This is a genomic window from Isoptericola sp. NPDC058082, from assembly GCF_042885055.1.
In the GTDB taxonomy this organism is placed as follows: Bacteria; Actinomycetota; Actinomycetes; order Actinomycetales; family Cellulomonadaceae; genus Isoptericola.
In genome coordinates, this window is sequence record NZ_JBHVSQ010000012.1 from 51522 (window position 1) to 74955 (window position 23434).

The following is a 23434-nucleotide window of genomic DNA, read 5'->3' on the forward strand; positions in this document are numbered from 1 at the left end:
TTGGTGGGGGAAAAGGCGGGCGGGGGGGGGGGGAGAAAACAAGAGGGGGGGGGGGGGGGGGGGGGAAGGGGGGGGGGGGGGGGGGGGGGGGGCGAAAAAGAAGCGGGGGGAGGGAAACCCAACCACGCTCGAAGGTGCGGGCGCAGGGTCAGCCGACCGGGCGCGCCGGCTCGATCGGGACGCTCGGCAGGTGCTTGGCCGGCAGGGTCTTCGGCCGCCAGGCCGCGCGCTCCGCCTCGAAGGCCGCGATGTCGTCCTCGTGCTGCAGCGTGAGGCCGATGTCGTCGAGGCCCTCCATGAGGCGCCAGCGCGTGTAGTCGTCGATCTGGAAGGGCACGGTGACGTCGTCGGCGTGGGCCGTGCGCGCCTCGAGGTCCACGGTCACCTCGGTGCCGGGCTTGGTCTCGAGGATCTTCCAGAGGATCTCGATGTCCTCCTGCGCGACGATGCCCGCCACGAGGCCCTGCTTGCCCGAGTTGCCGCGGAAGATGTCCGCGAACCGGGGCGCGAGCACGACGCGGAAGCCGTAGTCCTTGAGCGCCCAGACGGCGTGCTCGCGGGACGAGCCGGTGCCGAAGTCGGCGCCGGCGACCAGCACGGAGCCGGCCTTGTACGCGTCCTGGTTGAGCACGAACGTGGGGTCGCCGCGCCAGGCGGCGAACAGCGCGTCCTCGAAGCCCGTGCGGGTCACGCGCTTGAGGTACACGGCGGGGATGATCTGGTCGGTGTCGACGTTGGTGCGGCGCAGCGGCACCCCGACGCCCGTGTGGGTGGTGAACTTCTCCATGACGAACTCCTGGACGATCTTCTGCGACGGGGTGGGGGTCAGACGAAGGACGGGGCGGACAGCGGCGCCAGCGGGGTGCCGTCGAACGTCGTGAGGTCGACGTCGCCCTCGAACTCGAGGTCCGAGACCGACGACAGCGTGCCGCGGATGGCCGTGGCGGCGGCGACGAGCGGCGACACGAGGTGCGTGCGGCCGCCCTTGCCCTGGCGACCCTCGAAGTTGCGGTTCGACGTCGACGCGGCGCGCTCCCCCGGCTGGAGCTGGTCCGGGTTCATCCCGAGGCACATCGAGCAGCCGGCGTTGCGCCACTCCGCGCCGAACTCCTTGAAGATCACGTCCAGGCCCTCGGCCTCGGCCTGCAGGCGCACGCGCGCCGACGCGGGCACCACGAGCACGCGCACGTCGTCGGCCTTGTGCCGGCCCTGGAGCACCTTGGCCACCGACCGCAGGTCCTCGATACGGCCGTTGGTGCAGGAGCCGATGAAGACCGTGTCGACCTTGACGTCGCGCAGCGGCGTGCCGCCCTCCAGGCCCATGTACTCCAGCGCGCGCTCCGCGGTGACGCGCTCGTTGGCGTCGGCGATCTCGGCCGGCACCGGCACGGAGGCCGACAGCGGCAGGCCCTGGCCCGGGTTGGTGCCCCAGGTGACGAACGGCTCGAGGTCGGCCGCCTCCAGCACGACCTCGGCGTCGAACTCGGCGTCGTCGTCGCTGCGCAGCGTCGTCCAGTACTCGACGGCGGCGTCCCAGTCCTCGCCCTCGGGCGCGTGCGGGCGCCCCTGGAGGTAGTCGAACGTCGTCTGGTCGGGCGCGATCATGCCCGCGCGGGCGCCGGCCTCGATGGACATGTTGCAGATGGTCATCCGCGCCTCCATCGAGAGCTTGCGGATGGCCTCGCCGCGGTACTCGAGCACGTAGCCCTGACCGCCGCCGGTGCCGATCTTGGCGATGATCGCCAGGATGATGTCCTTGCTGGTGGCGCCCGGGGGCAGCTCGCCGTTCACCGTGATCGCCATCGTCTTGAACGGGGCGAGCGGCAGGGTCTGCGTGGCGAGCACGTGCTCGACCTCGGAGGTGCCGATCCCGAAGGCCAGCGCGCCGAACGCGCCGTGCGTCGAGGTGTGCGAGTCACCGCAGACGACGGTCAGGCCCGGCATGGTGAGGCCGAGCTGCGGGCCCACCTGGTGGACGATGCCCTGGTCGGCGTCGCCCAGCGAGTGGATGCGGACGCCGAACTCCTTGGCGTTGTTGCGCAGCGTGTCGATCTGCGTGCGGCTCGTGAGGTCCGCGATCGGCAGGTCGATGTCGAGCGTCGGGGTGTTGTGGTCCTCGGTCGCGATCGTGAGATCGGGACGGCGGACGGGGCGCCCGGCGAGGCGCAGACCCTCGAACGCCTGCGGGCTCGTCACCTCGTGCACGAGGTGCAGGTCGATGTAGAGGAGGTCGGGTGCCCCGTCGCTGCCACGACGCACCAGGTGCGCCTCCCAGACCTTCTCTGCCAGCGTGCCGGCCATCATGTGCTCCTCGTCCGCCGCGTCCCCGCGGCCTTCGTGCGTGTGCTGTGTCTCGGTCGATCTCGTCGGCGTTCTCACCGGTCGATATCGTCGGTCGGACCCCGGAGGGCCCGGTCCGCGAGACGGTTCCGTCCCGTGAGATGCGGTCCCCGACTTGCAATCTCAGTGACTGAGACGTCAATATCGTCCTATGGACGATACTAGCGGAGTCGGCGTACTCGACAAGGCCGCGTCCGTGCTGGGCGCTCTGGAGGCTGGTCCCGCCACTCTGGCGCAGCTGGTCTCCTCGACCGGGCTCGCCCGCCCCACGGCGCATCGCCTCGCCGTCGCCCTCGAGCACCACCGTCTCGTGGGCCGCGACATGCAGGGCCGGTTCGTTCTCGGACCGCGCCTCAACGAGCTCGCGACGGCGGCCGGCGAGGACCGGCTGCTCGCCGCGGCCAACCCCGTGCTCACGGCACTGCGCGACCACACGGGCGAGAGCGCCCAGCTCTACCGGCGCCAGGGCGACCATCGCGTCTGCGTGGCCGCCGCCGAGCGACCGGTCGGCCTGCGCGACTCGATCCCCGTGGGCGCCACCCTCACGATGCACGCGGGTTCCGCGGCGCAGATCCTCCTCGCCTGGGAGGAGCCGGACCGCCTGCACCGCGGCCTGCGCGAGGCCGTGTTCACCGCGACGATCCTCTCCGGCGTCCGACGCCGCGGGTGGGCGCAGTCGGTCTCCGAGCGCGAGCTCGGCGTCGCGTCCGTCTCGGCCCCGGTGCGCGGGCCGTCCGGCCGGGTCGTGGCGTCCGTGTCCGTCTCCGGGCCGGTCGAGCGCCTCACCCGCCAGCCGGGCCGCCTGCACTCCGCTGCCGTCGTCTCCGCCGCCAACCGCCTGACCGAGGTGCTGCGCCGCGCCGGCGAGTGACGACGTCCTCCCTGACCACCGCCCCTCGCGGGGCCGACCGCCGGGCCCGGCCCGCCGCCACTGCACGCGGCGCGCCGGGCCCGGTGCTGTCGGGCCCCCGCCCAGGTCAGTACGCTCCTGGCTGACGGGGCAGCCCTGCCCTGAGACCCGAGAGGCGTGAGGACCTGATGCCCGCGAAGGCCAAGACCCTGCTGATCTGGATCGTCGTGATCTTCCTGATCTACGCGATCGTGAGCAGCCCTGACCGTGCAGCGAACATCGTCACGGCGATCTGGGACTTCATCACCAACGCGTTCTCCAGCTTCGGGCAGTTCTTCGCGAACCTGACCGACTGACGACGGCCGGAGAACCCGTGACCACCGACGAGAGGCGCCAGCGCGACGCGGTGCGCGCGCACGCGCACCTGCGTCGGTACGTGCTGCCGAACGAGCGGGTCATCGTCGCGACCCGGCACCACTGGGCGCTGCTCCTCGAGCCGATCGCGACGACGGCCGCCGCGTTCCTGCTGATCGGCACCATCGTCATGTCGACCCCGGTCGACGTGCGCCCCACCGTGGGGTGGCTGTGGGTGGTGTGGTTCGTCGTGGCCGGTCGCCTCGCCTGGAAGTGGCTCGAGTGGCGCTACGAGTGGTTCGTCGCGACCGACAAGCGGCTGCTGCTCCTGTACGGGCTCGTCGTGCACAAGGTCGCGATGATGCCGATGAAGAAGGTCACGGACATGGGGTACTCGCGCAGCCCCACGGGCCAGGTCCTCGGCTACGGCCGCTTCGACATGGAGTCCGCCGGCCAGGACCAGGCCCTGCGCACCATCAGGTACGTCCCGCGCCCGGACTCCACCTACCGCACCCTGTGCGACACCCTCTTCACGCCGGGCGGCTCGCGCCTGGACGATGACGACGACCTGGGCGGCGGACCCGCCCGGCCGGCCGACGGCGCCCCTGGCGCGCCGACCGTCGTGCCCGGCCGCGAGACGTCCGAGGGCCCCCGTCCCATCACGCAGCCGATCGCCGTGCAGCCGCCCCACCCGGCGCCCCGCCCGCCCGAGGCCCAGCCCAGCGCCGGGGCGCACCCGGTGACCTGGAAGCCCACCGGCGCGAGCTACGACCACCCGCGCAGCGACGGCGCGATCGTGCCCGACCCGTTCCTCTGAGCCGCTTCCACCCTGAGCCGGTTTCGCACTGAGCCGGTTCCGTCGGGAGCCGTGGAACGACCAAGGCCCGGTCCGCGTGGACCGGGCCTTGCGTGTGAGATGCCTGCTGTGTACCCCCAGCGGGATTTGAACCCGCGTTACCGCCGTGAGAGGGCGGCGTCCTAGGCCGCTAGACGATGGGGGCCTGGAACTGGCTCCGGTCTTGCGACCCGAACCGTGCGACCGTCCGTCGAGACGGACGGTCTGCGTACCCCCAGCGGGATTTGAACCCGCGTTACCGCCGTGAGAGGGCGGCGTCCTAGGCCGCTAGACGATGGGGGCCTATGACCCGGTGGTCTCGAGGACCTCCGTGCCGGTGAGAACTCTACACACCGCACCAGGCGGGTGAAGAGCGCTGCGCTGGGGTACCAGGACTCGAACCTAGACTAAGAGAATCAGAATCTCTCGTGCTGCCAATTACACCATACCCCAATGGATCGAGCCTTCCGGGCAAATCCGACATGGTGATCGGAGCGCCAGCGTCAGGCCCAACGTCGGAAAACATTACCGGACAGGTGGCCGTCGTCCAAAACGCGTGCAGGGTGCCGTGCGTCACGCCGCGACCCCACCCGTGGCAGGCTCGCGGCATGGCCCCCTCGACTCCCCCGTCACCCTCGCCCTCGTCCGCCCCGGCCGGGCGCGACCCGCACGACCACGCCGACCGCGCGGCCTCGTTCGACCGGGACGCCGACCTGTACGCGCAGGTCAGGCCCACGTACCCGCGGGACGCCGTCGAGTGGCTGCTGCCCGCGGGCGCACGGCGGGTCCTCGACCTGGCCGCCGGGACGGGCAAGCTCACCGAGGTCGTCGTCGACCTCGTCGCGGCGGGCACGGACGTCGTCGCCGTCGACCCGTCGTCGCCCATGCTCGGCGAGCTGTCCGCGCGGCTGCCGGGCGTCACCACCCACCAGGGCACCGCCGAGCGCCTCCCGCTCCCGGACGCGTCCGTCGACGCCGTGCTCGTCGCCCAGGCGTGGCACTGGTTCGACGCCGACGCCGCCGCGACCGAGATCGCCCGCGTCCTGCGCCCGGGCGGCACGCTCGGCGTCGTCTGGAACGACCGCGACACCGCCGTCGACTGGGTCGCGCGGTTCGGCGAGATCCTGCACCGGGGCGACCGCCTCGAGCCCGCGGCAGGCCACGTCCCTCTGACCGGGATCGGCGACCCGTTCACCGCGGTCGAGGCCGCCACCTTCCGCTGGGTCGACCGCCTCCCGGCCGGGGCGCTGCGCGTGCTCGCCGGGACGCGCAGCTTCCTCCTCACCCTGCCCGACGACGAGCGCGCCGCGCGCCTGGCCGAGGTCGACGCGCTGGAGGCCACGCACCCCGACCTCGTCGGCCGGGCCGAGGTCGAGCTTCCGTACGTCACGTCCGCCTACCGCGCCCGGCGGCGCTGAGCACCGGTCAGCGCGCGCCGGCCACCGCGGCGAGCCGTCGGGCCGGCGCGGACAGGGACGCGCCGTCGCGCCACACCACGCGCAGGCGACGCGAGAGGTCGAGCTGCGCGATCGGCACGGTCACGAGGTGGCCCGCGGCCACGTCGTCGGCCACGGTGAGGGCGGACAGGACGGTCACGCCGTCCCCGTGCCGCACGGCGGACTTCACGGCCGCCGTGGAGCCCAGGGCGGTGACGTGGGACGGCAGGCGCACCCCCGCCTGCCCGAGCGCGTCCTCGAGCACGTCGCGGGTGCCCGAGCCGGCCTCGCGCAGCACGAGGTCGCCTGCGGCGAGGCCCGCCGGGCTGACGGACCGCCGTCGTGCCCAGGGGTGCGCGGGGGCGACGACGGCCACGAGCTCGTCGTGGGCCACGGTGCGCGAGCGCAGGCCACGGCGCACGGTCGGGCTCTCCACGAACCCGAGCTCGGCCGCACCGTCGAGCACGAGCTCCATGACCTCGCGCGAGTTGCGCACCACGAGCTCGACGTCCGGGGCCGTGCCCGAGCGCTCCCGCTCCCCGCGCCCGAACGCGGCGAGCCAGCGCGGGGCCAGGTACTCGGCGATCGTCAGGCTGGCCGCCACCCGCAGCCCGGGCACGGGTGCGGACCGCAGGGCGGCGGCCGCGGCCTCGAAGCGGTCCGTGGCGTCCACGACGTCGCGGGCCGCCTCCGCCACCTGACGCCCGACGGCGGTGAGGGCCGTGCCGCGCGGCCCGCGGGACAGCAGCTCGAGGCCCAGCCGCCGCTCCAGCCGGTGCAGCCCGGCGGACGCCGTGGGCTGGGACACCCCGGCGGCCCGCGCGGCGGCGGAGATCGAGCCGTGGGCGTCGAGGGCGACCAGCAGCTCGAGGGCGGCCAGCGGTGGACGGTCTGCCATAGCGTCAGTCTATGGATCGATCGGCACCTGGCGCTTCCGGGTCGCCGGGCGGTTCGCGAGCCTGGTCACGTGCCCACCGCTCCCCCTCCCACGCCGACCACAGACTCGACCACAGACCCGATCACCGGCCCGACCGCAGGCCCGACCGCGGACCCGACGCGCCGGACTCCTCCCGGCGCGTCCCGCCTCGGTCCCGGCCTCGCGCTGGCCGCCGTGGCGACCGTGGTCCTGCTCGGCGTCAGCCGGTTCCTGGCCCCGATGACGAACGGGGCCCTGTCGCCCCTGGTCCTGGCGCTCGTGGCCGGCGCGGTGCTCGCCTCCGCGCTGGGACGGTTCGTCCCCCGGGGCGGCCGCGCCGCGCGGTTCGCGGAGCGGGTCGGGCCCGGCACCGACTGGACGGCGCGCACCGTGCTGCGGGCCGGGGTGGTGCTGCTCGGGCTGCAGCTCTCCGTGCCCGACGTGCTCGCGCTGGGCTGGCGCGGCATCGCCGTCGTCGTCGTGACCGTGGCGGGCACGTTCGCCGCGATCCTCGGGCTCGGGCGGCTGCTGCGGGTACCGCGGACCACCTCCCTGCTGGTCGCGACCGGGTTCTCGATCTGCGGCGCCGCGGCCGTCTCCGCGATGACGAGCGTGCTGGAGCGCGACCCGCGCACGGGGGCGGCGGCGCCCGCCCGGCTGCGCGACGACGTGGCCGCGGCGCTCGCGCTCGTCACGGTCTACGGGACGGTCGCGATCTTCGTGCTGCCGCCGCTGGCGGGCGCCCTCGGGCTCACCGACCACCAGGCGGGTCTCTGGATCGGCGCGAGCGTGCAGGAGGTCGCCCAGGTGGTCGCCGCAGCCGGCACCGTCTCGGCCGCCGCGCTGGCCACCGCGACCGTCACCAAGCTCGCGCGGGTGGTGCTCCTCGCGCCCCTGGTCGCCGGTGCGGGCGCGCTGCTCTCACGGCGCGCGGCGGCCACCGCGGCGCCCCGGGACGGCGCGCCGGACGACGTCGCGCCCGAGACGGGCGGGCGCCGCGCGCCCCTCGTCCCCGGGTTCGTGCTGGGCTTCCTCGCCGCGGTGCTGGTGCGCAGCACGGGCCTGCTGCCCGACGTCGTCACCGCCACCGCCCAGCAGCTCACGACGATCCTGTTCGTCGCCGCGATGTTCGCCCTCGGCACCGGCGTCGACGTCCCCCGCCTGGCACGGACCGCACGGCGTCCGCTCGTGCTCGGCGCCCTGGGCACCGTCGTCGTCACGGGGCTGGCGCTCGCCGCCGTCCTGGTGCTCGCCCCCTGAGCGAGCGGTCAGCTCAGAGGCCGAGGGCGGCGGGCAGGCCGGCGAGGCCGGGCAGCACGACGATCCCGTCGGCGCGCAGGGCGTCGGCGTCCACGTGGTGCTCGTCGTCGCGGCGCGCGCCCGGACGGTCGAGCCAGACGCCGACGAGGCCGGCGTCACGGGCCGCGCGGGCGTCGGTGGTGGGCTCGTCGCCCACGTACGCGGTGCGCGCGACGTCGGTGCCCAGGCGGCGGGCGCCCTCGACGAAGACGTCGGGGTGCGGCTTGCCGTAGCCGAGCGTGTTCACGCCCACGAGCACGGGGACGCCCTCGAGGCCGGCGGCACGCAGCTTGCGCTCCTGGAGCTCGGTGTACGCGTTCGTCACGACGCCGATCCTGACGCCGGAGCCCCGCAGCGCGTCGAGGGCCGCCGCGGAGTCGTCGAACGCCGCCCACGACCGCTCGAACGTGCCCCAGAAGAGCGCGTCCCAGTCGGCGAACGTGTCCTCCGTGACCGGCTCGCCCCCGAAGGTGCGGTGCAGCAGGTCGGCACGCAGCCGGCGCTGCGTGAGGGCGTCCGTCTCGCCGCGCGTGAAGCGCTTGTAGTAGCCGCCCGGGTCGGTGCGCCAGTGCGCCAGCAGCTCGGGATAGCGGTCCGCCGGCACGTGCGGCAGGTACTCGACGGCGACGGCGGTCAGGGCCTTGGCGAACCCGCCCTTGGTGTCGACGAGCGTGTCGTCGACGTCGAGCAGGACGCCGTCGACGAGCGCCGTCACGCGGTCGCGCCGTCGGTCGTCGCGGCCTCCGCGGCGAGGCGGGCCAGGGCCGCGTCGACGCGCGCGAGCGTGCGCTCGCGGCCGAGCACCTCGAGGGACTCGAAGAGCGGCAGGCCGATCGTGCGGCCGGTGACGGCGACGCGCACCGGAGCCTGCGCCTTGCCGAGCTTGAGGCCGTGCTGCTCCCCCACCGTGGTGACGAGGTCCTTGAGCGGCTCCGCCTCCCAGGTCCCGAGGTCCGCGAGCGCCGTCCGGGCGTCGGCGAGCAGCTCGGCGGCGGGGGCCTTCATCGCCTTGGCCCACGAGCGCTCGTCCTCGACGGGCTCGTCGAGGAAGAGGAAGTCGACGTTGTCGGTGATGTCGGCGAGCAGCGCGACGCGCGACTGCGCGAGCGGGGCGACCTCGGCGAAGGCCGCGGCGTCGAACTGCTCCTCCGACCACGGCGCCTTCGGGGCGTGCAGCCACGGGTCGACGGCGGCGACGAAGTCCTCGACGGACAGCGCGCGGATGTACTCGCCGTTGAACGACAGCAGCTTCTTGACGTCGAAGAACGCCGACGCACTGTTGACGTCCTCGATGCGGAACCGCTCGACCAGCTCGTCGAAGGGGAGAATCTCCTCGTCGTTGCCGGGCGCCCAGCCGAGCAGCATGAGGTAGTTGACCATCGCAGCGGGCAGGTAGCCCTCGGCGAGGTAGTCCTCGAGCGCGACCTTGTCGCGGCGCTTCGAGAGCTTCTGGCGCTTCTCGTTGACGATCACGGGCAGGTGGGCCCACGTGGGCGGCTGCGCGCCGAGCGCCTCCCACAGGAGCTGCTGCTTGGGCGTGTTCGGCAGGTGCTCCTCGCCGCGGATGACGTGCGTGATGCCCTCGTCGAGGTCGTCCACGACGTTCGCGAGCAGGAACACGGGCGAGCCGTTCCCGCGCGCGACGACGAAGTCCTCCATCGCGGAGTTCGGGAAGGTCGGGTTGCCGCGGATGAGGTCGACGACCTGCGTCTCGCCCTCGTCGGGGGTGCGGAAGCGCAGCGCCCGGCCCGGCTCGTAGGTGAGGCCGCGGTCGCGGCAGAAGCCGTCGTAGCCGGAGTGCGCGTTGCCGGTGCGGGCGGCGACGTCGTCGCGGGTGCAGTCGCAGTAGTAGGCGCGGCCGGCCTCGTACAGGCGGGCCGAGGCCTCGCGGTGCTTCTCGACGTTCTGCGACTGGAAGTACGGGCCCTCGAACGTCGGGTCCTCCGCGTGCATGCCGAGCGCCGCGAGGGCGTTCAGGATGCCGTCCACCCACTCGGGCTTGTTGCGCGCGGCGTCGGTGTCCTCGACGCGCAGCACGAACGTGCCGCCCTGCTGCTTGGCGACCGCCCAGTTGAACAGGGCGGAGCGGGCACCGCCCACGTGGAACATGCCCGTCGGGGACGGGGCGAAGCGGACACGGACGGCGGAGGAGCCTGCTGCGGGGATCACGGGGCCAGCGTAGTTCGCCGCGGACGGGCCGCGACGACGGCCGGGTCACGCCCCGACGAAGCTCACGGTCTCGCCGAGGTCCGCGCGCCCGGTCCGCAGCGGGGGCACGCCGTCCTTCTCGTACCCCACCGAGACGCCGCAGAGCAGCACCTGCCCGTCGTCGGCCCCGACGATCTCGCCGACGGTGGTGCGGTACGTCGTCCACATCACTTGGGGGCAGCTGTGCACCCCCTCCGCCCGCAGCAGCAGCATGACGGTCTGCAGGTACATCCCGGCGTCCGCCCACTGTCCGGGGCCCATCGACCGGTCGAGGTAGCAGAACAGGACGGCCGGCGCCCCGAACGCCCCGGAGTTCAGGGTGGCGATCTTCCGGGGCCGGTCCGGGTCGTCGCGCTCGATGCCGAGCGCGGCGTACCGCTGGGCGGCCGCGGCGGCGAAGCGGTCCACGTACGGGGAGGGCAGCCCGTCCGGGTACATGGGGTACTCCCGCTCGTCGCCCGGGTCGCCCGCGAGCGCCCGGGCGGTCGCGCGCCGCTTGAGCTCGGCGAGCGGGCCTCCCGTGACGACGTAGACGCGCCACGGCTGGAGGTTCCCGCTGGACGGCGCCCTCGTCGCCGCCGTCAGGACGCGCCGCAGCACGTCCCGTGGCACCGGCTCGTCGCTGAACGCCCGCACCGCCCGGCGGCTGTCCACGGCCTCGTACACGTCCACGCGCTGGTCCTCTCAGTCCTCGGCAGATCGGTCCTCGGCGGACGGCCCGACGGCGCGCGCGGTCATCGCGGGTCCGCGACCCGCACGCGGTCGACGGCGAGGGCGACCATGGCCGCGAGGTCCGGGTTCGGCAGGTCGTCGACCGGCCACCACCGCACGTCGAGCGACTCGTCGCTCACGGCGTGCCGGGCGCCGTCGGGCGCGACGGCGACGAAGCGCACGTCCAGGTGGTGCGCGTCGCCGCCCGGCCCGCAGAACGGCACGGCGTGCTCGTCGAGGTGCACGGGCACGGGGTCGAGGTCGACGTCCAGGCCGGACTCCTCGACCGCCTCCCGCCGCGACGCGGCGAGCAGCGTGCCGTCGCCGGGCTCCGCGTGCCCGCCGAGCTGGAACCAGCGGCCCGCCTTGGCGTGCAGGGTCAGCAGCACGCGCGAGGCGTCGGCCGACAGCACCACGGTGGACGCGGTGACGTGGTCCGGGCGGCAGGTACGCAGCACGCCGTCGGGGTGCGCCTCGAGGTGCGCGACGAACCGGTCCCGCAGGGCGCGCTGCCCCGGGTCGGCCGGGTCCATGCGCCGCAGCACGGACCTGGCGTCGTCGGTGAGGTCCGGCACCTCAGTCGCGGCGGAACACGGGGTTAGCGAGGACGCCGATGCCCTCGACCTCGCACTCCACGTGGTCGCCGTGGTCGATGCGGCCGACCCCGGCCGGGGTGCCGGTGAGGATGACGTCGCCCGGCAGCAGGGTCATCGCCTTGCTGATGTACGACACGAGGAACGGCACGTCGAAGACCATGTCGGACGTGCGGCCGTCCTGCTTGAGCTCGCCGTTGACGCGGGAGCGCACGGCGACGTCCTCGGGGTTCAGGTCCGTGTCGATCCACGGGCCCAGCGGGCAGGACGTGTCGAAGCCCTTGGCTCGGGCCCACTGGCCGTCGGTGCGCTGCGCGTCGCGGGCGGTCACGTCGTTGGCCACCGTGTAGCCGAGGACGTACGACCGCACGTTCTCGGGCTCCACGTCCTTGGTGACCTTGGCGATCACGACGGCGAGCTCGGCCTCGTAGCTGACCTCGCGCGTGAACTCGGGCAGCACCACCGGGTCGTCGGGGCCGACGACGGCGGTGTTGGGCTTGAAGAACAGCAGCGGCGTTGCCGGCACCTCGCCGCCCATCTCCTTGGCGTGGTCGGCGTAGTTCTTGCCGACGGCGACCACCTTGGAGCGCGGGATCACCGGGGCGAGCAGCCGGACGCCGTCGCCCAGCTCGATCCGCTCCCCCGTCGGCATGGCCGGCATGTAGAGCGGGTCGCCGCCGAGGACGGCGAGGAACGTCTTGTCCCCCTCGTGCTGGACGAGGGCGAAGCGGGGGTCGTCTCCGGTGGTGAATCTCGCGATGCGCACGCGCCCAGGTTACGCGGGGAGCGTGCGCACCGCGGTCGGGCGCGGTCGGGTGAGGTCGGGTGCGGTCAGGCGCGGGCGAGGACCTCGCCGTGCAGGATGGCGAACCAGCCGTCGGGCGCCTGCGCCCACGCCTGCCAGTCCTGCGCGATCTGCTCGAGCGCGACGTCGTCGGCGAGGCCCGACTCCTTGGCCTGGACCGCGAAGTTGGACTCCACGCAGCGCTCGGCCCACAGCTCGCCCCACCACTGGCGGTCGGTCGGGGTGGCGTAGCACCACGACGACGCGGACGGCACGATGCCGTCCAGCCCGGCCTCCTGCACCCACGACATGAGCCGACGACCGGCGTCGGGCTCGAAGCCGTACGCGTGCGTGACCTCGTGGTACAGCTCGTTCCACTCCGTCAGCCCGGGGGTCTCCGGGTACCAGGCCATACCCGCGTAGTCGGCGTCGCGCACCGCGACCATCCCGCCCGGCTTGGCGACGCGCTTCATCTCGCGCAGCGCCGCGACCGGGTCGGACAGGTGCTGCAGCAGCTGGTGCGCGTACACGACGTCGAACGAGTCGTCGGCGAACGGCAGCTCGTAGGCGTTCGCCTGCTGGAAGCGGACGTTGCCGTAGCCCAGCGCCTCGGCGTGCTCGCGCGCCGCCTCGAGCACCTTGGGGCTGGCGTCCACGCCCACGACCTCGCCGCCGGCGAGGATCCGGGCGAAGTCGGCGGTCACGGTGCCGGGGCCGCAGCCGACGTCGAGCAGCGACATGTCGTCGCGCAGGTGCGGTACGAGGAAGCCGGCCGAGTTCTGGGCCGTGCGGGAACGGTGCGAGCGCAGCACGGACTCGTGATGGCCGTGGGTGTACGACTCGGACTCCTTGCTGGGCACCGTGTGGTGTGTGCTGGGTGCCTCGATCGCGTCGTTGAGGTCGGCACCGGCGGGTTCGGGGTCGCCCTGGGGTGCGGGCTCCGCGCTGAGGTCACTCATGCTCCTACCGTAGTGACCGCGCGGCCCGCAAGCCGCGACGTTCTCACGCACCGGGACGACGCGCGCCACAGGGCGGTGGCATCATCGCGCCATGACCGCGGCCACAGGCGCGCCGACCTCCCGTCTTCGTACCGGGGTGCGCGCGGGCCTGCGCCGCCTCGGCGGCGGCCCGGGCCGCGTCCCGGGCGTCGACGTCGCCCGCGGGATCGCCGTCCTGGGCATGTTCACCGCCCACGTGGGCGTGACGACGCCCGACGCCGGGCCCGCCTGGTGGCTGCTCGACCTGTCGCACGGGCACTCGTCGATCCTGTTCGCCCTGGTCGCCGGCGTCTCCGTCGCGATCGTCACCGGCGGGCCGCGGACCCTCGACGGCGATCCGCTGCGGCGGGCGCGCCTCCGCCTGCTCGTGCGGGCCGCGCTGCTCCTCGTGGTCGTGGCGCTGCTCGACCTCCTCGGGACACGTGTCGCCCTCATCCTGGGCTTCTACGCCTGCTACTTCGTGCTCGCCCTGCCGTTCCTGCGCTGGCGGCCCCCGCGCCTCCTCGCGCTCGCCGCGGTGGTCGCGCTCGTCGGGCCGCTCCTCGCGTACTGGGGGCCGGAGGCGCTGCTGCGGGCCGGGCTGCGGCTGCCGCACGACGGCTCGGGCGCCGTCACCGACTTCGTGCTCACCGGCCACTACCCCGCGGTCGTCTGGATGGCGTACGTCCTCGCAGGGATGGCGATCGGGCGCTGCGACCTGCGCTCGCCGCGCCTGCGCCGCGGGCTCCTGCTCGGCGGGCTGGCCGCGTGGGGCGCCTTCTCCTTCCTGTCCGCCTGGGCGGTCGGTGCCGCCGGCGGCGAGAAGGTCGTGCTGTCCTCCCAGGTCATGGCGCGGCAGTCGGTGGACCCGCCGCCGTTCGCCTGGGACGACCCGTGGCCCGGCGTCGCCGGGCTGTTCCTCGACGGCCCGCACGACGACACGACGTTCGAGGTGCTCGCGTCGGGCGGGTTCGCGGCGGCGGTCGTGGGCCTGTGCCTCCACGTCGGCCGGGTCGGGCGCTGGGTGCTGGCCCCGATGGCCGCGGTCGGGTCGATGGCCCTGACCGTGTACTCGCTCCAGATCGTGGCCATCTGGCGCTGGGACCTGCTCGGGTCCACCACCAACGGCCCCCTGGTCGTGCTGGTGCTGGTCACGCTCGCCGCGGCGACGGCGTGGCGGTTCCTGCTCGGCCGGGGCCCCCTCGAGCGCCTGGTCGGCGCCGTCAGCGACCGGGCTGCAGGTCCGCCGACGCGTCCGCCGGACGTGTCGTCGTGAGCCCGGCGGGGTGCGCCTCCAGGGCCGCGAGGACGTCCGTCGCGTCGAAGGCCTCGGCCGGGGCGAGGGCGCCGGCGCCCCGGTGCCGCCCGGCCAGCAGCCGGACCACCCCCTCCGCGAGGATCGGGGCGGAGACGGCGTAGATGTCCTGGCCCGCCGCGGCCAGCCGACGCACGTTCGCGCCGCGCCGGACCGCGACGTCGACGACGAACTGCTGCGGCGACCGCTCCCCGCCGGTCGGGGGCGGCGTCCGCTCGTCGCGGAGCTCCTCGAGAGGCCCGGACGTCAGGTACGAGGTGAGCTCCCCGACGGCGAGGTGGCGCGTGACGGTGAGCACCTCCGAGAACGGCAGCCGAACCACGGGCTGCTCGCCCAGCGGCGCCGGGAACCGCCACCGGCCCGTCGGCGCGGGGTCGGCGAGGGGCACGAGGCGACCGCCGCGGACGACCAGGCGTGTCGCGGTGTTCCGCGCCCCCGTGACGCGGGTGCCGGCCGTGGGCCACCAGTGGTCCAGCCCGACGGCGACCTCGACGGCGTCGGCGTCCCGCTCCCCCTCGAGGGCCGCGGTGACGAGCAGGTCGGCGAGCCCGCCGTAGAACGCCATGGCGGGGACGACGGTGACCCCGGCGGCGCGGGCGGGCGCGTCGAGCTCCTCGTAGACCTGCTGCACCGCCGGCTGCTCGGCGGTGACGTCGAGGTAGTGCGCCCCTGCCGCGACCGCGGCGCCCGCCAGCGGCAGCGCGGTGTCGAGGAACGGGCCGGCGCAGTTCACCACCACGGCGACGCCGTCCAGGGCGGCGCGCAGGGCGGCGGAGTCGTCCACCCTCGCCGCCCGGACGTCGAGGCCGGGGTACCGCGACGCGACGCCCGCGAGGCGCTCGGCGTCGCGGCCGGCCAGCACGGGCGCCAGCCCGCGCCGGACCAGCTCGTCGACGACGAAGCCGCCCGTGTGCCCGCCGGCGCCGTAGACCATCACTGCCTCAGGTGTCTGCATGGCTCGATCCTGCTCACCGCGCCGTCGCGCGACGAGCGTCCCGAACGACATGGTGTGTACAGTTTCGGACATGCCGCGCCTCGCCCTGGTCCTGCACGACACCGGCATGCTGTACGAGACGGCGATCGCCGCGGAGGTCTTCGGCGTCGACCGCGCCGAGCTCTCCCCTGCCGGCGCCTGGTACGACTTCGTGGCCTGCACGCCGGACGGCGAGCCCCACCCGTGGCTGCCGGGCGCGCGGACCGCCCCGTACACCGAGCTGTCCCGGGTCGACCGCGTCGTCGTGACGTCGACCGACGACCCCGGCGCCGCACCGGACCCGCTCCTGCTCGACGCGCTCCGGACCGCGCACCGGGGCGGCGCCACGATCGCCGCCCTGTGCACGGGCGCCTTCGTCCTCGCGGCCGCCGGTTTGCTCGACGGCCGGGAGGCGGCCACGCACTGGATGCACGCCGACGACCTCGCCCGCCGCTACCCCCGGGTCCGGGTGCGCGCCGACGTCCTGTACGTCGACGACGGCGACGTCCTCACGTCGGCCGGCAAGACCGCCGCGCTCGATCTGGCCCTCCACCTCGTGCGCCGCGACCTCGGCGCCGCCGCCGCCAACGGCATCGCCCGCCGCCTGGTCGTCCCGTCGCACCGGAGCGGGGGCCAGGCCCAGTTCGTCGCGACGCCGCCCTCCCCGCGCACCGGCTCCGGGCTCGCCCCGACGCTGGAATGGGCTCGCGCCCGGGTCGACCGGCCGCTGACCGTGCGCGACCTCGCCGCGCACGCCGGGCTCAGCACCCGCCAGCTCGCCCGCCGCATGCAGGCCGAGGTCGGGTCCGGGCCGCTCGACTGGCTGCACCGGCAGCGGGTCGCGCGAGCGCAGGAGCTCCTCGAACGCACCGACGCGTCGATCGAGCAGGTCGCGGCCGGCTCGGGGCTCGGCACCGCGGCCACGCTCCGGCGACACTTCCACCGCAGCGTCGGGGTCGCTCCCGCGGCGTACCGGGCCGCGTTCCACGTCCGCTGAGCCACCGGGAGCGGCGGGCGGCGCCGGCACCGCCGGAGATGGATCGCCTCGCCGTGTCCTGCGCCCGATCTGCCAGGATGCCGGGCACCACGAGAGGAGCGACCGTGACCGACGCGATGGCGCTGCTGAGGCGCCGCCTCGACGACTCCGGCATCGTCGACGTCGTCTCCGTCGAGCCGGCGACCGGAGGCCTCGCCGCGACCGCGGGCCTGACCCGGCGTGCCGACGGCACCGCGGTGTTCGTCAAGGGGTTCGTCGAGGAGTTCGTCAAGGGGTTCGACGACGCGCCGTCCGACGGCGCCTTCCCGGCCGAGGCCGAGGGCCTGGCGGCGCTGCGGGAGCTCGGCGGCGTCGCCACGCCCGACGTCGTGCTCGCCGACCGCGACCTGCTCGTCCTCGAGGTGCTGCACCCACGCCCGCGCGACGAGGCGTTCTGGGAGCGGCTCGCGCACGCGCTCGCCCGGCTGCACGCCACCACCCACGACCGGTTCGGCTGGCACCGGGACAACTGGCTCGGCCGACGCCGCCAGGACAACGCCTGGGAGGACGACGGGTTCACCTTCTTTGCCCGGAGCCGCCTGCTGCGCTGGCTGGGCGAGCCGCGGGTCGACGCCGCCCTCGGGCCCGCCGACCGAATGGCCCTGGAGCACCTCTGCGCCCGCCTCCCCGAGCTGCTGCCGGACCGCCCCGCATGCCTGACGCACGGCGACCTGTGGGCGCAGAACGTCCTCGCGACCGCCGGCGGTCGGCCCGCGCTGATCGACCCCGCGGTGTCGTACACGTGGGCCGAGGTCGACCTCGCCCACCTCTGGACGACGGCACCGCCGCCCGAGTCCCGGGGGTTCTTCGACCGGTACGCGGAGCTCACCGGGCTCGATCGCGGATGGCGTGACCGCATGCCGATCCTGCAGCTGCGCCAGCACCTCGCCGTGATCGCCCAGTACGACGACGACTGGGGCGCCGCCGAGCAGGTGCGGGCCACGCTCGCCCCGTTCCGGCGCCGGGGCTGACGCCCGGTCAGGGCGCCGCCGTCAGAGGGTGACGGTGCCGACGATCGTCGTGACCGCGTCCCCGCCCACCCACACGGCACCGTGGTCGTCGCGGCGCACGTGCACGCGGCCGCGGCGCCCGAGGGCGGTGCCCTGCGAAGCGACGTACGACGCCGGCAGCAGGCCGCCCGCGAGCCACTGCCCGAGCCCGGCGTTGAGGCTGCCGGTCACGGGGTCCTCGGCCACGCCGATGTCGGGCACGAACGCGCGCACCTCGACCGCGGCGTCCGACTCGCCCGGCCCGTAGGCGCCGACGACGCCGATCTTCAGCCCGCCGAACGCGGCGAAGTCCGGCTCGACGGCGAGCACCGCCGCGGCGTCCGCCAGCCGGGCGGCGACCCAGCCCGGGCCGTTGTCCACCCACGCCGCGTCCTCGATCTGGGCCACGCTCACCCGCAGGCCGCGCGCGATCTGCGCGAGGTCCTCCGGCCCGACCGCGCCGGAGCGTCGCAGCGGCGGCGCGGCGAACGCGAGCCGGTCGCCGCCCCCGTCGGGCTCGCGCCGGACCGTGACGAGCCCGACGCCGCACTCCTGGACGACGTGGTCCGCGGAGCGGGGCACCCCGCCCGCCTCGAGCCACGCGTGCGCGGTGCCGAGCGTGGGGTGGCCGGCGAAGGGCAGCTCGCCCCCGGGCGTCCAGATGCGGAGCCGGTAGTCGGCGTCGGGCGTGGTGGGACGCAGCAGGAACGTGGTCTCGGACAGGTTGGTCCACCGCGCGAAGGCGGCCATCTGCGCGTCGTCGAGGCCGTCGGCGTCGTGCACCACGGCCACCGGGTTGCCGGTGAGCGGGCCGGTGGCGAAGACGTCGACCTGACGGAAGTCGTGGGTGTGCGGCACGAGTCACACGCTAGCCCGGTGAGGGGGGTGCTCGCCGCGCTCGTACCCTGGTGGGATGCGCACGACGACCCTCGACGCCCCGGCGGTGACCTCCGCCGACGCCGTCGTGCCGCGCGAGGCGTGGGAGCCGCTGGCCGCCGCGCACGCCGCCCGGGCCGACGCGCTGACCGCGGTGTGGCGCGCCGCCCGCGACGAGGGCTCGACGCACGCGATCGAGGACTTCCTGTTCACGTACTACCCCACGCGCGTGAGCCACCTGCGCCGCTGGCACCCGGGACCGGGCGTGGTCCTCGCGGACGCCGCCGAGCACGCCGGGTGGCGCTGGTACCGCGAGACGCAGCTGCGGGGCGACGACGGCGGTACGCACGGCGCGACGCTCGACGTCGACGCCTTCGTGGCCGACCGTGGCGACACCGTCCGCTACGTCCGCGCGCTCGTGTCCGCCACCGCCGGGCGACCCGGGACGTTCGGCTGCTTCGGCCTGCACGAGTGGGCGATGGTGTACCGCGACCGCGCGGCGGGGCGCGACCACCGCCACCCGCTGCCGCTGCGGCTGGGCCACGACGGCACGGACGCCGTCGTCGAGTCGCACCGCATCGGCTGCTCGCACTTCGACGCCTACCGGTTCTTCACGCCCGAGGCCGCCGGCCGCAACCAGCTGCGCCCCACCCGCGAGCGCCAGCCGTCGATGGAGCAGCCCGGCTGCCTGCACGCCGGGATGGACCTGTACAAGTGGGCGCTCAAGCTCGGGCCCGCCGCCCCCGGCGACCTGCTGCTGGACGCGTTCGAGCTCGCCCGCGACATCCGGTACACCGACATGGCCGCGGCCCCGTACGACGTCTCGTCCTACGGCGTCGAGGCCGTGCCGATCGAGACGCCGGAGGGCAAGGCGGAGTACGTGCGCCGCCAGCGCGGGTTCGCCGCGCGCGGGCAGGAGCTGCGCGCGCGCCTGGTCGCGGTGTGCGACCTGCTCCTGGCGGGCGCCGCCGGCTGACGACGGCGGCGAGGCGGTCAGTCGGAGACCATCCCGCTGACCAGGGCACGCCACGTCACGGGCCCCACGACGCCGTCGACGAGGACGCCGAACGCCGACAGCGCCCGCTGGAACTCGCGCACCGCGCTCTCGGTCCTCGGCCCGAAGACCCCGTCGACCACGAGGTCGAGGTCGACGCGGACGTCGAGCTCGGACTGCGCCCCGCGGACGGCGTGACCGCGGCTGCCGAGGCGCACGGTGACGACGATCGCGTTCCAGGTCCTGGGCCCGACGACGCCGTCGACCTCGAGGCCGAAGTCGCGCTGGGAGGCCCGCACGGCGGCCTCGGTGAGCGGACCGAACGCCTCGTCCACCTCGAGGTCGTGCCCGTGCTCGTTGAGCAGGTGCTGCAGCGTGCCGACGGGGTGGAACCGGTCACCGGGGCGGACGACCGGCCAGGGGTCGAGGGCCTTGCTCGTCGTGACGGACATGGCCGCCTCCTTCGTGGGGCCGGGCCGGGCGGGTCGTCGCCCCGGGAAAGCCTGGCGCCCTCGCGGGGAGGGAGCGCGGCGCGCAACGGCAGATACGTCGACCAGAGACGTCGCCCGCGTGCCCGTGGCCTCAGGCGGAGCGGCGGGCCCGCAGCGCGGCCTGGGCGTTGCGGTTGGTGCACGCGGTGGAGCAGTACCGCCGCGAGCGGTTGCGCGACAGGTCCAGCACCAGCCCCTGGCAGTCGGCGTCGGCGCACACCGCGAGGCGGGAGAGCTCGTCGTCGCGGATGAGGTCGATCATCGCCATGGCGGTCTCGACGACGATCCGGGTGGCGAGCGGGGCGTCGTCGGCGGTCGCGTGGACGTGCCAGTCCTCCCCCGAGTGCCGCACGAGGCGCGGGTGGACGGGCACGCCGGCGAGCAGGTCGTTGACCAGACCCGCCGCGTCGTCGCGGTCGGCGAGGAGCAGCGCCCGGAGCCGGGGCCGCAGCGCGCGCACCTGGTCGAGCTCCTCGGCGGTGCCGTCGTGACGGCCGGTGTACTCGTGCTCCCGGAAGAAGGCGTCGAGGTCGGCGGTGGTCTCGAGGGTCTCGGGCGGCTCGCCCGAGTTCACGAGGGCGACGGCCGCCCGGAGCTCCGCCACGGTGTCATGAGTGAACGGCATGTTGACACGTTACTCCACGCGGTCGTAGCGTCATGAGCCATGGTAGAGATGACACATGACGCCCGCGCGACGGCGCGCACCGGCCTCGGCGCGGGCCTCGCCCTCGCGGTCGTCTCCGCCGTGACGTTCAGCCTCTCCGGCCCGCTCGCCGCCGGCCTCTTCGCCACCGGGTGGAGCCCGGGCGCCGTCGTGCTGGTGCGGGTCGCGGTCGGGGCGCTCGTCGTCCTGCCGTTCGGCGTCGTCGCCCTGCGCGGCGACTGGTCCCCCGTGCGCCGCAACCTGCGGCTGCTGCTCGCCTACGGCGCGCTCGGCGTCGCGGCCACGCAGTTCTGCTACTTCGCCGCCGTGCAGCACATGCAGGTGGGTCCGGCGCTGCTCATCGAGTACTCCTCGCCCGCCGCCGTCGTCGCCTGGCTGTGGATGCGGCACGGCCAGCGCCCGGGCCGGACGACGCTCGCCGGCATCGCGCTCGCCGCCGGGGGCCTCGTCCTCGTGCTCGACCTCGCCGGGGCCCGCCTCGACCCGGTGGGCGTCGCCTGGGCGCTCGGCGCGATGGTGGGCGTCTCCGCGTACTTCCTGCTCAACGCCCGCACCGACACCGGGCTGCCGCCCCTGAGCCTCGCGGCGGGCGGCCTCGTGGTGGGCGCCGTGCTGCTCGGGCTGCTCGGTGCCGTCGGCGTCATGCCGGTGACGCTGTCCGCCGACCCCGTGACCCTCGCCGACGCCGTCGTGCCCGCCTGGGCGGTGCTCGCCGCCCTCGGGGTGGTGACCGCCGGGATCGCCTACGTCACCGGCGTCGCGGCCGGACGACGCCTCGGCGCGCGGCCGGCGTCCTTCGTCGGGCTCCTCGAGGTGGTCAGCGCCGTGTTCTTCGCGTGGGTGTTCCTGGGCGAGCTGCCGCGACCCGTCCAGCTGGTCGGCGGGCTGCTGGTGCTGGCGGGGGTCGTCGTCGTGCAGCAGGGCGAGGCCGCGACCCGTCGCACCCCGCCCACGGTCGAACCGACGACCGAGCCGGCCGGACAGCCGTAGGCCGCGGCGGGCGCCGGCTGCGAGGATCACCCCATGTCCCGCGTCCTCGCCGCCGCCCCCTCCGACCCGGTCGTCGTCCCCGAGCGGGTGCGCGTGCTCGCCGGCGACGACGACGTGACGCCCGTGTGGCTCAACGAGCTCGGCGGCCTCACATTCCGCCTCTCGGCCGGCCCCGGCGGCGAGCAGCCCGGCGCCGAGCGCTACGTCAAGTGGGTCCCCGCCGGCACGCCGGAGCTCGACCTCGACGCCGAGGCCGAGCGCCTCGCGTGGGCGGGCCGGTACACGCCGGTGCCGCACGTGCTCGACCGCGGCACCGACGACGCCGGCGCCTGGCTGCTCACCGAGGGCATCCCGGGCCGGTCCGCCGTCGACCCGCGCTGGCTCGCGCACCCGGGGACGGCGGCGCGCGCGATCGGCGCCGGGCTGCGGGCGATGCACGACGCGCTCCCGGTCGACGACTGCCCGTTCTCGTGGGGCGTCGCCGACCGGGTCTCCCGCCTCTCCCCCGCCGCCCGCGCGCGGGTCGGCGACGTGCCCGCCGTCGACCGGCTCGTCGTCTGCCACGGCGACCCGTGCGCCCCCAACACGCTGCTCGACGACGGCGGGCGCTGGACCGCGCACGTCGACCTCGACGCGCTCGGCGTCGCGGACCGCTGGGCCGACCTCGCGGTGGCGAGCTACAGCCTGGAGTGGAACTACGGCGACGGCCACGAGCCCGCCTTCTTCGAGGGCTACGGCATCGCGCCCGACGCCGGGCGCATCGCCTTCTACCGGCGCCTGTGGGACCTCGGCTGACACGTGTCCGGTCGTACGGGTAACCCCGTACGACCGTCCGGTCGGATCACGGCCAGATGACGCGGTTCCCCTGATGTGCGGACCGGACCGACGCCGTAGCGTCGAATTTGTCCAGTTTCCTCACGAACACGGGAGAAGCAACGATGCGTCTTCGTTCCACCCTCCTCGCCGCGGCCGTCGGGGTCGCCGCGCTCCTGGCGCCGCTCGCGGCGGCGCCCGCGGCGTCCGCCCACGGCTGGGTGACCAACCCGCCGAGCCGCCAGGACCTGTGCGCCGGCGGTTCCCTGTCCTTCGACTGCGGCAGCATCAAGTACGAGCCCCAGAGCGTCGAGGCGCCCAAGGGCTCCATGCAGTGCTCCGGCGGCAGCGGCTTCGCCGTCCTCGACGACGAGTCGAAGCCGTGGCCGCGCACCACGATCGGCAACAGCGTCACGATGAAGTGGCAGATCACGGCCCGCCACGCCACCTCGACGTGGGAGTACTTCGTCGACGGCACCCTGCACCGCACCTTCGACGACAAGGGCGCCAAGCCGGAGGCCGTCGTCAGCCACACGCTGGAGAACCTGCCGGCCGGCGACCACACCATCCTCGCCCGCTGGAACGTCGCCGACACCGTCAACGCGTTCTACGCGTGCGTCGACGTGACCGTCGGCGAGGGCGGGACGGTCGAGCCGACCGACCCGCCGGTGGACCCGACCGACCCGCCGGTCGAGCCGGGCGACTGCGAGGACGCGGCCTGGAACCCGTCGTCCGCCTACACGGGCGGCACGAAGGTCTCCTACGAGGGTCGCGCGTACCAGGCCAAGTGGTGGACCCAGGGCGACACCCCGTCGTCCGCGGCCGGCCAGTGGGCGGTCTGGACCGACCTCGGCGCCTGCTGACGGCCACCACGTCCTGACGGTGGCGGGGGGGGGCCCCCCCCCCCCCCCCCCCCACCCCCCCCCCCCCCCCCCCCCCCCCCCCCCCCCCCCCCCCCCCCCCCCCCCCACCCCCACCCCCCCCCCCCCC

The 23434-nt window shown here is 74.8% G+C and carries 25 protein-coding genes and 3 tRNA genes; 12 read left to right on the plus strand and 16 right to left on the minus strand.

The window, feature by feature from the left end; translation table 11 throughout:
- Window positions 1-148 precede the first annotated feature (148 nt).
- On the minus strand, window positions 149-787 hold the full coding sequence (gene leuD, locus ACFVS0_RS15805; protein WP_430545816.1) for a 3-isopropylmalate dehydratase small subunit: 639 nt from the start codon (window positions 785-787) through the stop codon (window positions 149-151).
- 38 nt (window positions 788-825) lie between these two features.
- Entirely contained in the window at window positions 826-2301 is a 1476-nt protein-coding gene (gene leuC, locus ACFVS0_RS15810; RefSeq protein ID WP_430550301.1) for a 3-isopropylmalate dehydratase large subunit, read from the minus strand.
- A 190-nt stretch (window positions 2302-2491) separates the two neighbouring features.
- Here leuC and ACFVS0_RS15815 point away from each other — a divergent pair, with 190 nt between their 5' ends.
- From ACFVS0_RS15815 to ACFVS0_RS15825, 3 genes are all read left to right on the plus strand, one after another.
- Window positions 2492-3211, plus strand: coding sequence for an IclR family transcriptional regulator (locus ACFVS0_RS15815; RefSeq protein ID WP_079574616.1), 720 nt, complete (start codon window positions 2492-2494; stop codon window positions 3209-3211).
- A 167-nt stretch (window positions 3212-3378) separates the two neighbouring features.
- Window positions 3379-3546 (plus strand): hypothetical protein, encoded by a 168-nt coding sequence (locus ACFVS0_RS15820; protein WP_176168850.1) that lies wholly within the window; start codon window positions 3379-3381, stop codon window positions 3544-3546.
- A 17-nt stretch (window positions 3547-3563) separates the two neighbouring features.
- Window positions 3564-4361 carry a PH domain-containing protein gene (locus ACFVS0_RS15825; RefSeq protein WP_430550302.1) on the plus strand — a complete coding sequence of 266 codons (798 nt, stop codon included), beginning with the start codon at window positions 3564-3566 and terminating at the stop codon, window positions 4359-4361.
- A 111-nt stretch (window positions 4362-4472) separates the two neighbouring features.
- Here ACFVS0_RS15825 and ACFVS0_RS15830 read toward each other — a convergent pair.
- From ACFVS0_RS15830 to ACFVS0_RS15840, 3 genes are all read right to left on the minus strand, one after another.
- A tRNA-Glu gene (locus tag ACFVS0_RS15830) sits at window positions 4473-4545 on the minus strand.
- Window positions 4546-4609: 64 nt separating this feature from the next.
- A tRNA-Glu gene (locus ACFVS0_RS15835) sits at window positions 4610-4682 on the minus strand.
- Between the two features lie 78 nt (window positions 4683-4760).
- Window positions 4761-4832 (minus strand) — tRNA-Gln (locus tag ACFVS0_RS15840).
- A 155-nt stretch (window positions 4833-4987) separates the two neighbouring features.
- Here ACFVS0_RS15840 and ACFVS0_RS15845 point away from each other — a divergent pair.
- Entirely contained in the window at window positions 4988-5797 is an 810-nt protein-coding gene (locus ACFVS0_RS15845; RefSeq protein WP_430588488.1) for a class I SAM-dependent methyltransferase, read from the plus strand.
- A 7-nt stretch (window positions 5798-5804) separates the two neighbouring features.
- Here the strand turns inward: ACFVS0_RS15845 and ACFVS0_RS15850 are convergent, their stop codons facing one another.
- Window positions 5805-6713 (minus strand): LysR substrate-binding domain-containing protein, encoded by a 909-nt coding sequence (locus ACFVS0_RS15850; protein ID WP_430550304.1) that lies wholly within the window; start codon window positions 6711-6713, stop codon window positions 5805-5807.
- Between the two features lie 69 nt (window positions 6714-6782).
- Here ACFVS0_RS15850 and ACFVS0_RS15855 point away from each other — a divergent pair, with 69 nt between their 5' ends.
- Window positions 6783-7991, plus strand: a complete 1209-nt coding sequence (locus ACFVS0_RS15855; protein WP_430588489.1) for a YeiH family protein — start codon at window positions 6783-6785, stop codon at window positions 7989-7991.
- A gap of 13 nt (window positions 7992-8004) precedes the next feature.
- On the opposite strand, the gene ACFVS0_RS15860 is transcribed toward ACFVS0_RS15855, so the two are convergent.
- The 6 genes from ACFVS0_RS15860 to ACFVS0_RS15885 all read right to left on the minus strand — a co-directional run bounded on the left by ACFVS0_RS15860 (window position 8005) and on the right by ACFVS0_RS15885 (window position 13285).
- A complete protein-coding gene (locus tag ACFVS0_RS15860; RefSeq protein WP_430588490.1) occupies window positions 8005-8745 on the minus strand; it encodes an HAD family hydrolase in 741 nt (246 codons plus the stop codon).
- A complete protein-coding gene (gene gltX / locus ACFVS0_RS15865; protein WP_430588491.1) occupies window positions 8742-10199 on the minus strand; it encodes a glutamate--tRNA ligase in 1458 nt (485 codons plus the stop codon). The genes ACFVS0_RS15860 and gltX overlap by 4 nt, the downstream gene beginning before the upstream one ends.
- Window positions 10200-10244: 45 nt before the next feature.
- On the minus strand, window positions 10245-10910 hold the full coding sequence (locus ACFVS0_RS15870) for a nitroreductase (RefSeq protein WP_430550308.1): 666 nt from the start codon (window positions 10908-10910) through the stop codon (window positions 10245-10247).
- A gap of 62 nt (window positions 10911-10972) precedes the next feature.
- Complete coding sequence (locus tag ACFVS0_RS15875) at window positions 10973-11524, minus strand: NUDIX hydrolase (protein WP_430588492.1); 552 nt, start codon at window positions 11522-11524, stop codon at window positions 10973-10975.
- 1 nt (window position 11525) lies between these two features.
- Window positions 11526-12308, minus strand: a complete 783-nt coding sequence (locus tag ACFVS0_RS15880) for a fumarylacetoacetate hydrolase family protein (protein WP_430588493.1) — start codon at window positions 12306-12308, stop codon at window positions 11526-11528.
- A gap of 65 nt (window positions 12309-12373) precedes the next feature.
- Entirely contained in the window at window positions 12374-13285 is a 912-nt protein-coding gene (locus ACFVS0_RS15885; protein ID WP_430550311.1) for a class I SAM-dependent methyltransferase, read from the minus strand.
- A gap of 91 nt (window positions 13286-13376) precedes the next feature.
- On the opposite strand from ACFVS0_RS15885, the gene ACFVS0_RS15890 reads away from it, so the two are divergent.
- On the plus strand, window positions 13377-14579 hold the full coding sequence (locus ACFVS0_RS15890) for a heparan-alpha-glucosaminide N-acetyltransferase domain-containing protein (protein WP_430588494.1): 1203 nt from the start codon (window positions 13377-13379) through the stop codon (window positions 14577-14579).
- Here the strand turns inward: ACFVS0_RS15890 and ACFVS0_RS15895 are convergent.
- Window positions 14527-15573 (minus strand): saccharopine dehydrogenase family protein, encoded by a 1047-nt coding sequence (locus ACFVS0_RS15895; protein WP_430588495.1) that lies wholly within the window; start codon window positions 15571-15573, stop codon window positions 14527-14529. The genes ACFVS0_RS15890 and ACFVS0_RS15895 overlap by 53 nt on opposite strands.
- Window positions 15574-15643: 70 nt before the next feature.
- Between ACFVS0_RS15895 and ACFVS0_RS15900 the strand changes: the two genes are divergently transcribed.
- Both ACFVS0_RS15900 and ACFVS0_RS15905 read left to right on the plus strand, forming a co-directional pair.
- A complete protein-coding gene (locus tag ACFVS0_RS15900; protein WP_430588496.1) occupies window positions 15644-16588 on the plus strand; it encodes a GlxA family transcriptional regulator in 945 nt (314 codons plus the stop codon).
- Window positions 16589-16692: 104 nt separating this feature from the next.
- Entirely contained in the window at window positions 16693-17598 is a 906-nt protein-coding gene (locus tag ACFVS0_RS15905) for a fructosamine kinase family protein (protein WP_430588497.1), read from the plus strand.
- A 21-nt stretch (window positions 17599-17619) separates the two neighbouring features.
- On the opposite strand, the gene ACFVS0_RS15910 is transcribed toward ACFVS0_RS15905, so the two are convergent.
- On the minus strand, window positions 17620-18474 hold the full coding sequence (locus tag ACFVS0_RS15910) for a PhzF family phenazine biosynthesis protein (protein ID WP_430588498.1): 855 nt from the start codon (window positions 18472-18474) through the stop codon (window positions 17620-17622).
- 55 nt (window positions 18475-18529) lie between these two features.
- Here ACFVS0_RS15910 and ACFVS0_RS15915 point away from each other — a divergent pair, with 55 nt between their 5' ends.
- On the plus strand, window positions 18530-19468 hold the full coding sequence (locus tag ACFVS0_RS15915; RefSeq protein ID WP_430588499.1) for a 3-methyladenine DNA glycosylase: 939 nt from the start codon (window positions 18530-18532) through the stop codon (window positions 19466-19468).
- A gap of 17 nt (window positions 19469-19485) precedes the next feature.
- Here the strand turns inward: ACFVS0_RS15915 and ACFVS0_RS15920 are convergent, their stop codons facing one another.
- Both ACFVS0_RS15920 and ACFVS0_RS15925 read right to left on the minus strand, forming a co-directional pair.
- Window positions 19486-19938, minus strand: a complete 453-nt coding sequence (locus ACFVS0_RS15920) for a peptidoglycan-binding protein (RefSeq protein ID WP_430550318.1) — start codon at window positions 19936-19938, stop codon at window positions 19486-19488.
- 130 nt (window positions 19939-20068) lie between these two features.
- Window positions 20069-20602, minus strand: coding sequence for a CGNR zinc finger domain-containing protein (locus ACFVS0_RS15925; protein ID WP_430588500.1), 534 nt, complete (start codon window positions 20600-20602; stop codon window positions 20069-20071).
- Window positions 20603-20641: 39 nt separating this feature from the next.
- Here ACFVS0_RS15925 and ACFVS0_RS15930 point away from each other — a divergent pair, with 39 nt between their 5' ends.
- The 3 genes from ACFVS0_RS15930 to ACFVS0_RS15940 all read left to right on the plus strand — a co-directional run bounded on the left by ACFVS0_RS15930 (window position 20642) and on the right by ACFVS0_RS15940 (window position 23307).
- A complete protein-coding gene (locus ACFVS0_RS15930) occupies window positions 20642-21631 on the plus strand; it encodes a DMT family transporter (protein ID WP_430588501.1) in 990 nt (329 codons plus the stop codon).
- A 33-nt stretch (window positions 21632-21664) separates the two neighbouring features.
- Complete coding sequence (locus ACFVS0_RS15935; protein ID WP_430588502.1) at window positions 21665-22426, plus strand: phosphotransferase; 762 nt, start codon at window positions 21665-21667, stop codon at window positions 22424-22426.
- Between the two features lie 143 nt (window positions 22427-22569).
- Window positions 22570-23307 (plus strand): lytic polysaccharide monooxygenase, encoded by a 738-nt coding sequence (locus ACFVS0_RS15940; RefSeq protein ID WP_430550322.1) that lies wholly within the window; start codon window positions 22570-22572, stop codon window positions 23305-23307.
- The last annotated feature ends 127 nt before the right edge of the window (window positions 23308-23434 follow it).

What these genes read in the sequence shown, in the direction of transcription:
- ACFVS0_RS15850 (WP_430550304.1), bottom strand. Translation starts at nt 6,713, where the DNA reads ATGGCAGACCGTCCACCGCTGGCCGCCCTCGAGCTGCTGGTCGCCCTC.
- ACFVS0_RS15940 (WP_430550322.1), top strand. Translation starts at nt 22,570, where the DNA reads ATGCGTCTTCGTTCCACCCTCCTCGCCGCGGCCGTCGGGGTCGCCGCG.
- ACFVS0_RS15885 (WP_430550311.1), bottom strand. Translation starts at nt 13,285, where the DNA reads ATGAGTGACCTCAGCGCGGAGCCCGCACCCCAGGGCGACCCCGAACCC.
- ACFVS0_RS15890 (WP_430588494.1), top strand. Translation starts at nt 13,377, where the DNA reads ATGACCGCGGCCACAGGCGCGCCGACCTCCCGTCTTCGTACCGGGGTG.
- ACFVS0_RS15900 (WP_430588496.1), top strand. Translation starts at nt 15,644, where the DNA reads ATGCCGCGCCTCGCCCTGGTCCTGCACGACACCGGCATGCTGTACGAG.
- ACFVS0_RS15935 (WP_430588502.1), top strand. Translation starts at nt 21,665, where the DNA reads ATGTCCCGCGTCCTCGCCGCCGCCCCCTCCGACCCGGTCGTCGTCCCC.
- leuC (WP_430550301.1), bottom strand. Translation starts at nt 2,301, where the DNA reads ATGGCCGGCACGCTGGCAGAGAAGGTCTGGGAGGCGCACCTGGTGCGT.
- ACFVS0_RS15820 (WP_176168850.1), top strand. Translation starts at nt 3,379, where the DNA reads ATGCCCGCGAAGGCCAAGACCCTGCTGATCTGGATCGTCGTGATCTTC.
- ACFVS0_RS15915 (WP_430588499.1), top strand. Translation starts at nt 18,530, where the DNA reads ATGCGCACGACGACCCTCGACGCCCCGGCGGTGACCTCCGCCGACGCC.
- ACFVS0_RS15930 (WP_430588501.1), top strand. Translation starts at nt 20,642, where the DNA reads ATGGTAGAGATGACACATGACGCCCGCGCGACGGCGCGCACCGGCCTC.
- ACFVS0_RS15845 (WP_430588488.1), top strand. Translation starts at nt 4,988, where the DNA reads ATGGCCCCCTCGACTCCCCCGTCACCCTCGCCCTCGTCCGCCCCGGCC.
- ACFVS0_RS15895 (WP_430588495.1), bottom strand. Translation starts at nt 15,573, where the DNA reads ATGCAGACACCTGAGGCAGTGATGGTCTACGGCGCCGGCGGGCACACG.
- ACFVS0_RS15920 (WP_430550318.1), bottom strand. Translation starts at nt 19,938, where the DNA reads ATGTCCGTCACGACGAGCAAGGCCCTCGACCCCTGGCCGGTCGTCCGC.
- ACFVS0_RS15815 (WP_079574616.1), top strand. Translation starts at nt 2,492, where the DNA reads ATGGACGATACTAGCGGAGTCGGCGTACTCGACAAGGCCGCGTCCGTG.
- leuD (WP_430545816.1), bottom strand. Translation starts at nt 787, where the DNA reads ATGGAGAAGTTCACCACCCACACGGGCGTCGGGGTGCCGCTGCGCCGC.
- ACFVS0_RS15925 (WP_430588500.1), bottom strand. Translation starts at nt 20,602, where the DNA reads ATGCCGTTCACTCATGACACCGTGGCGGAGCTCCGGGCGGCCGTCGCC.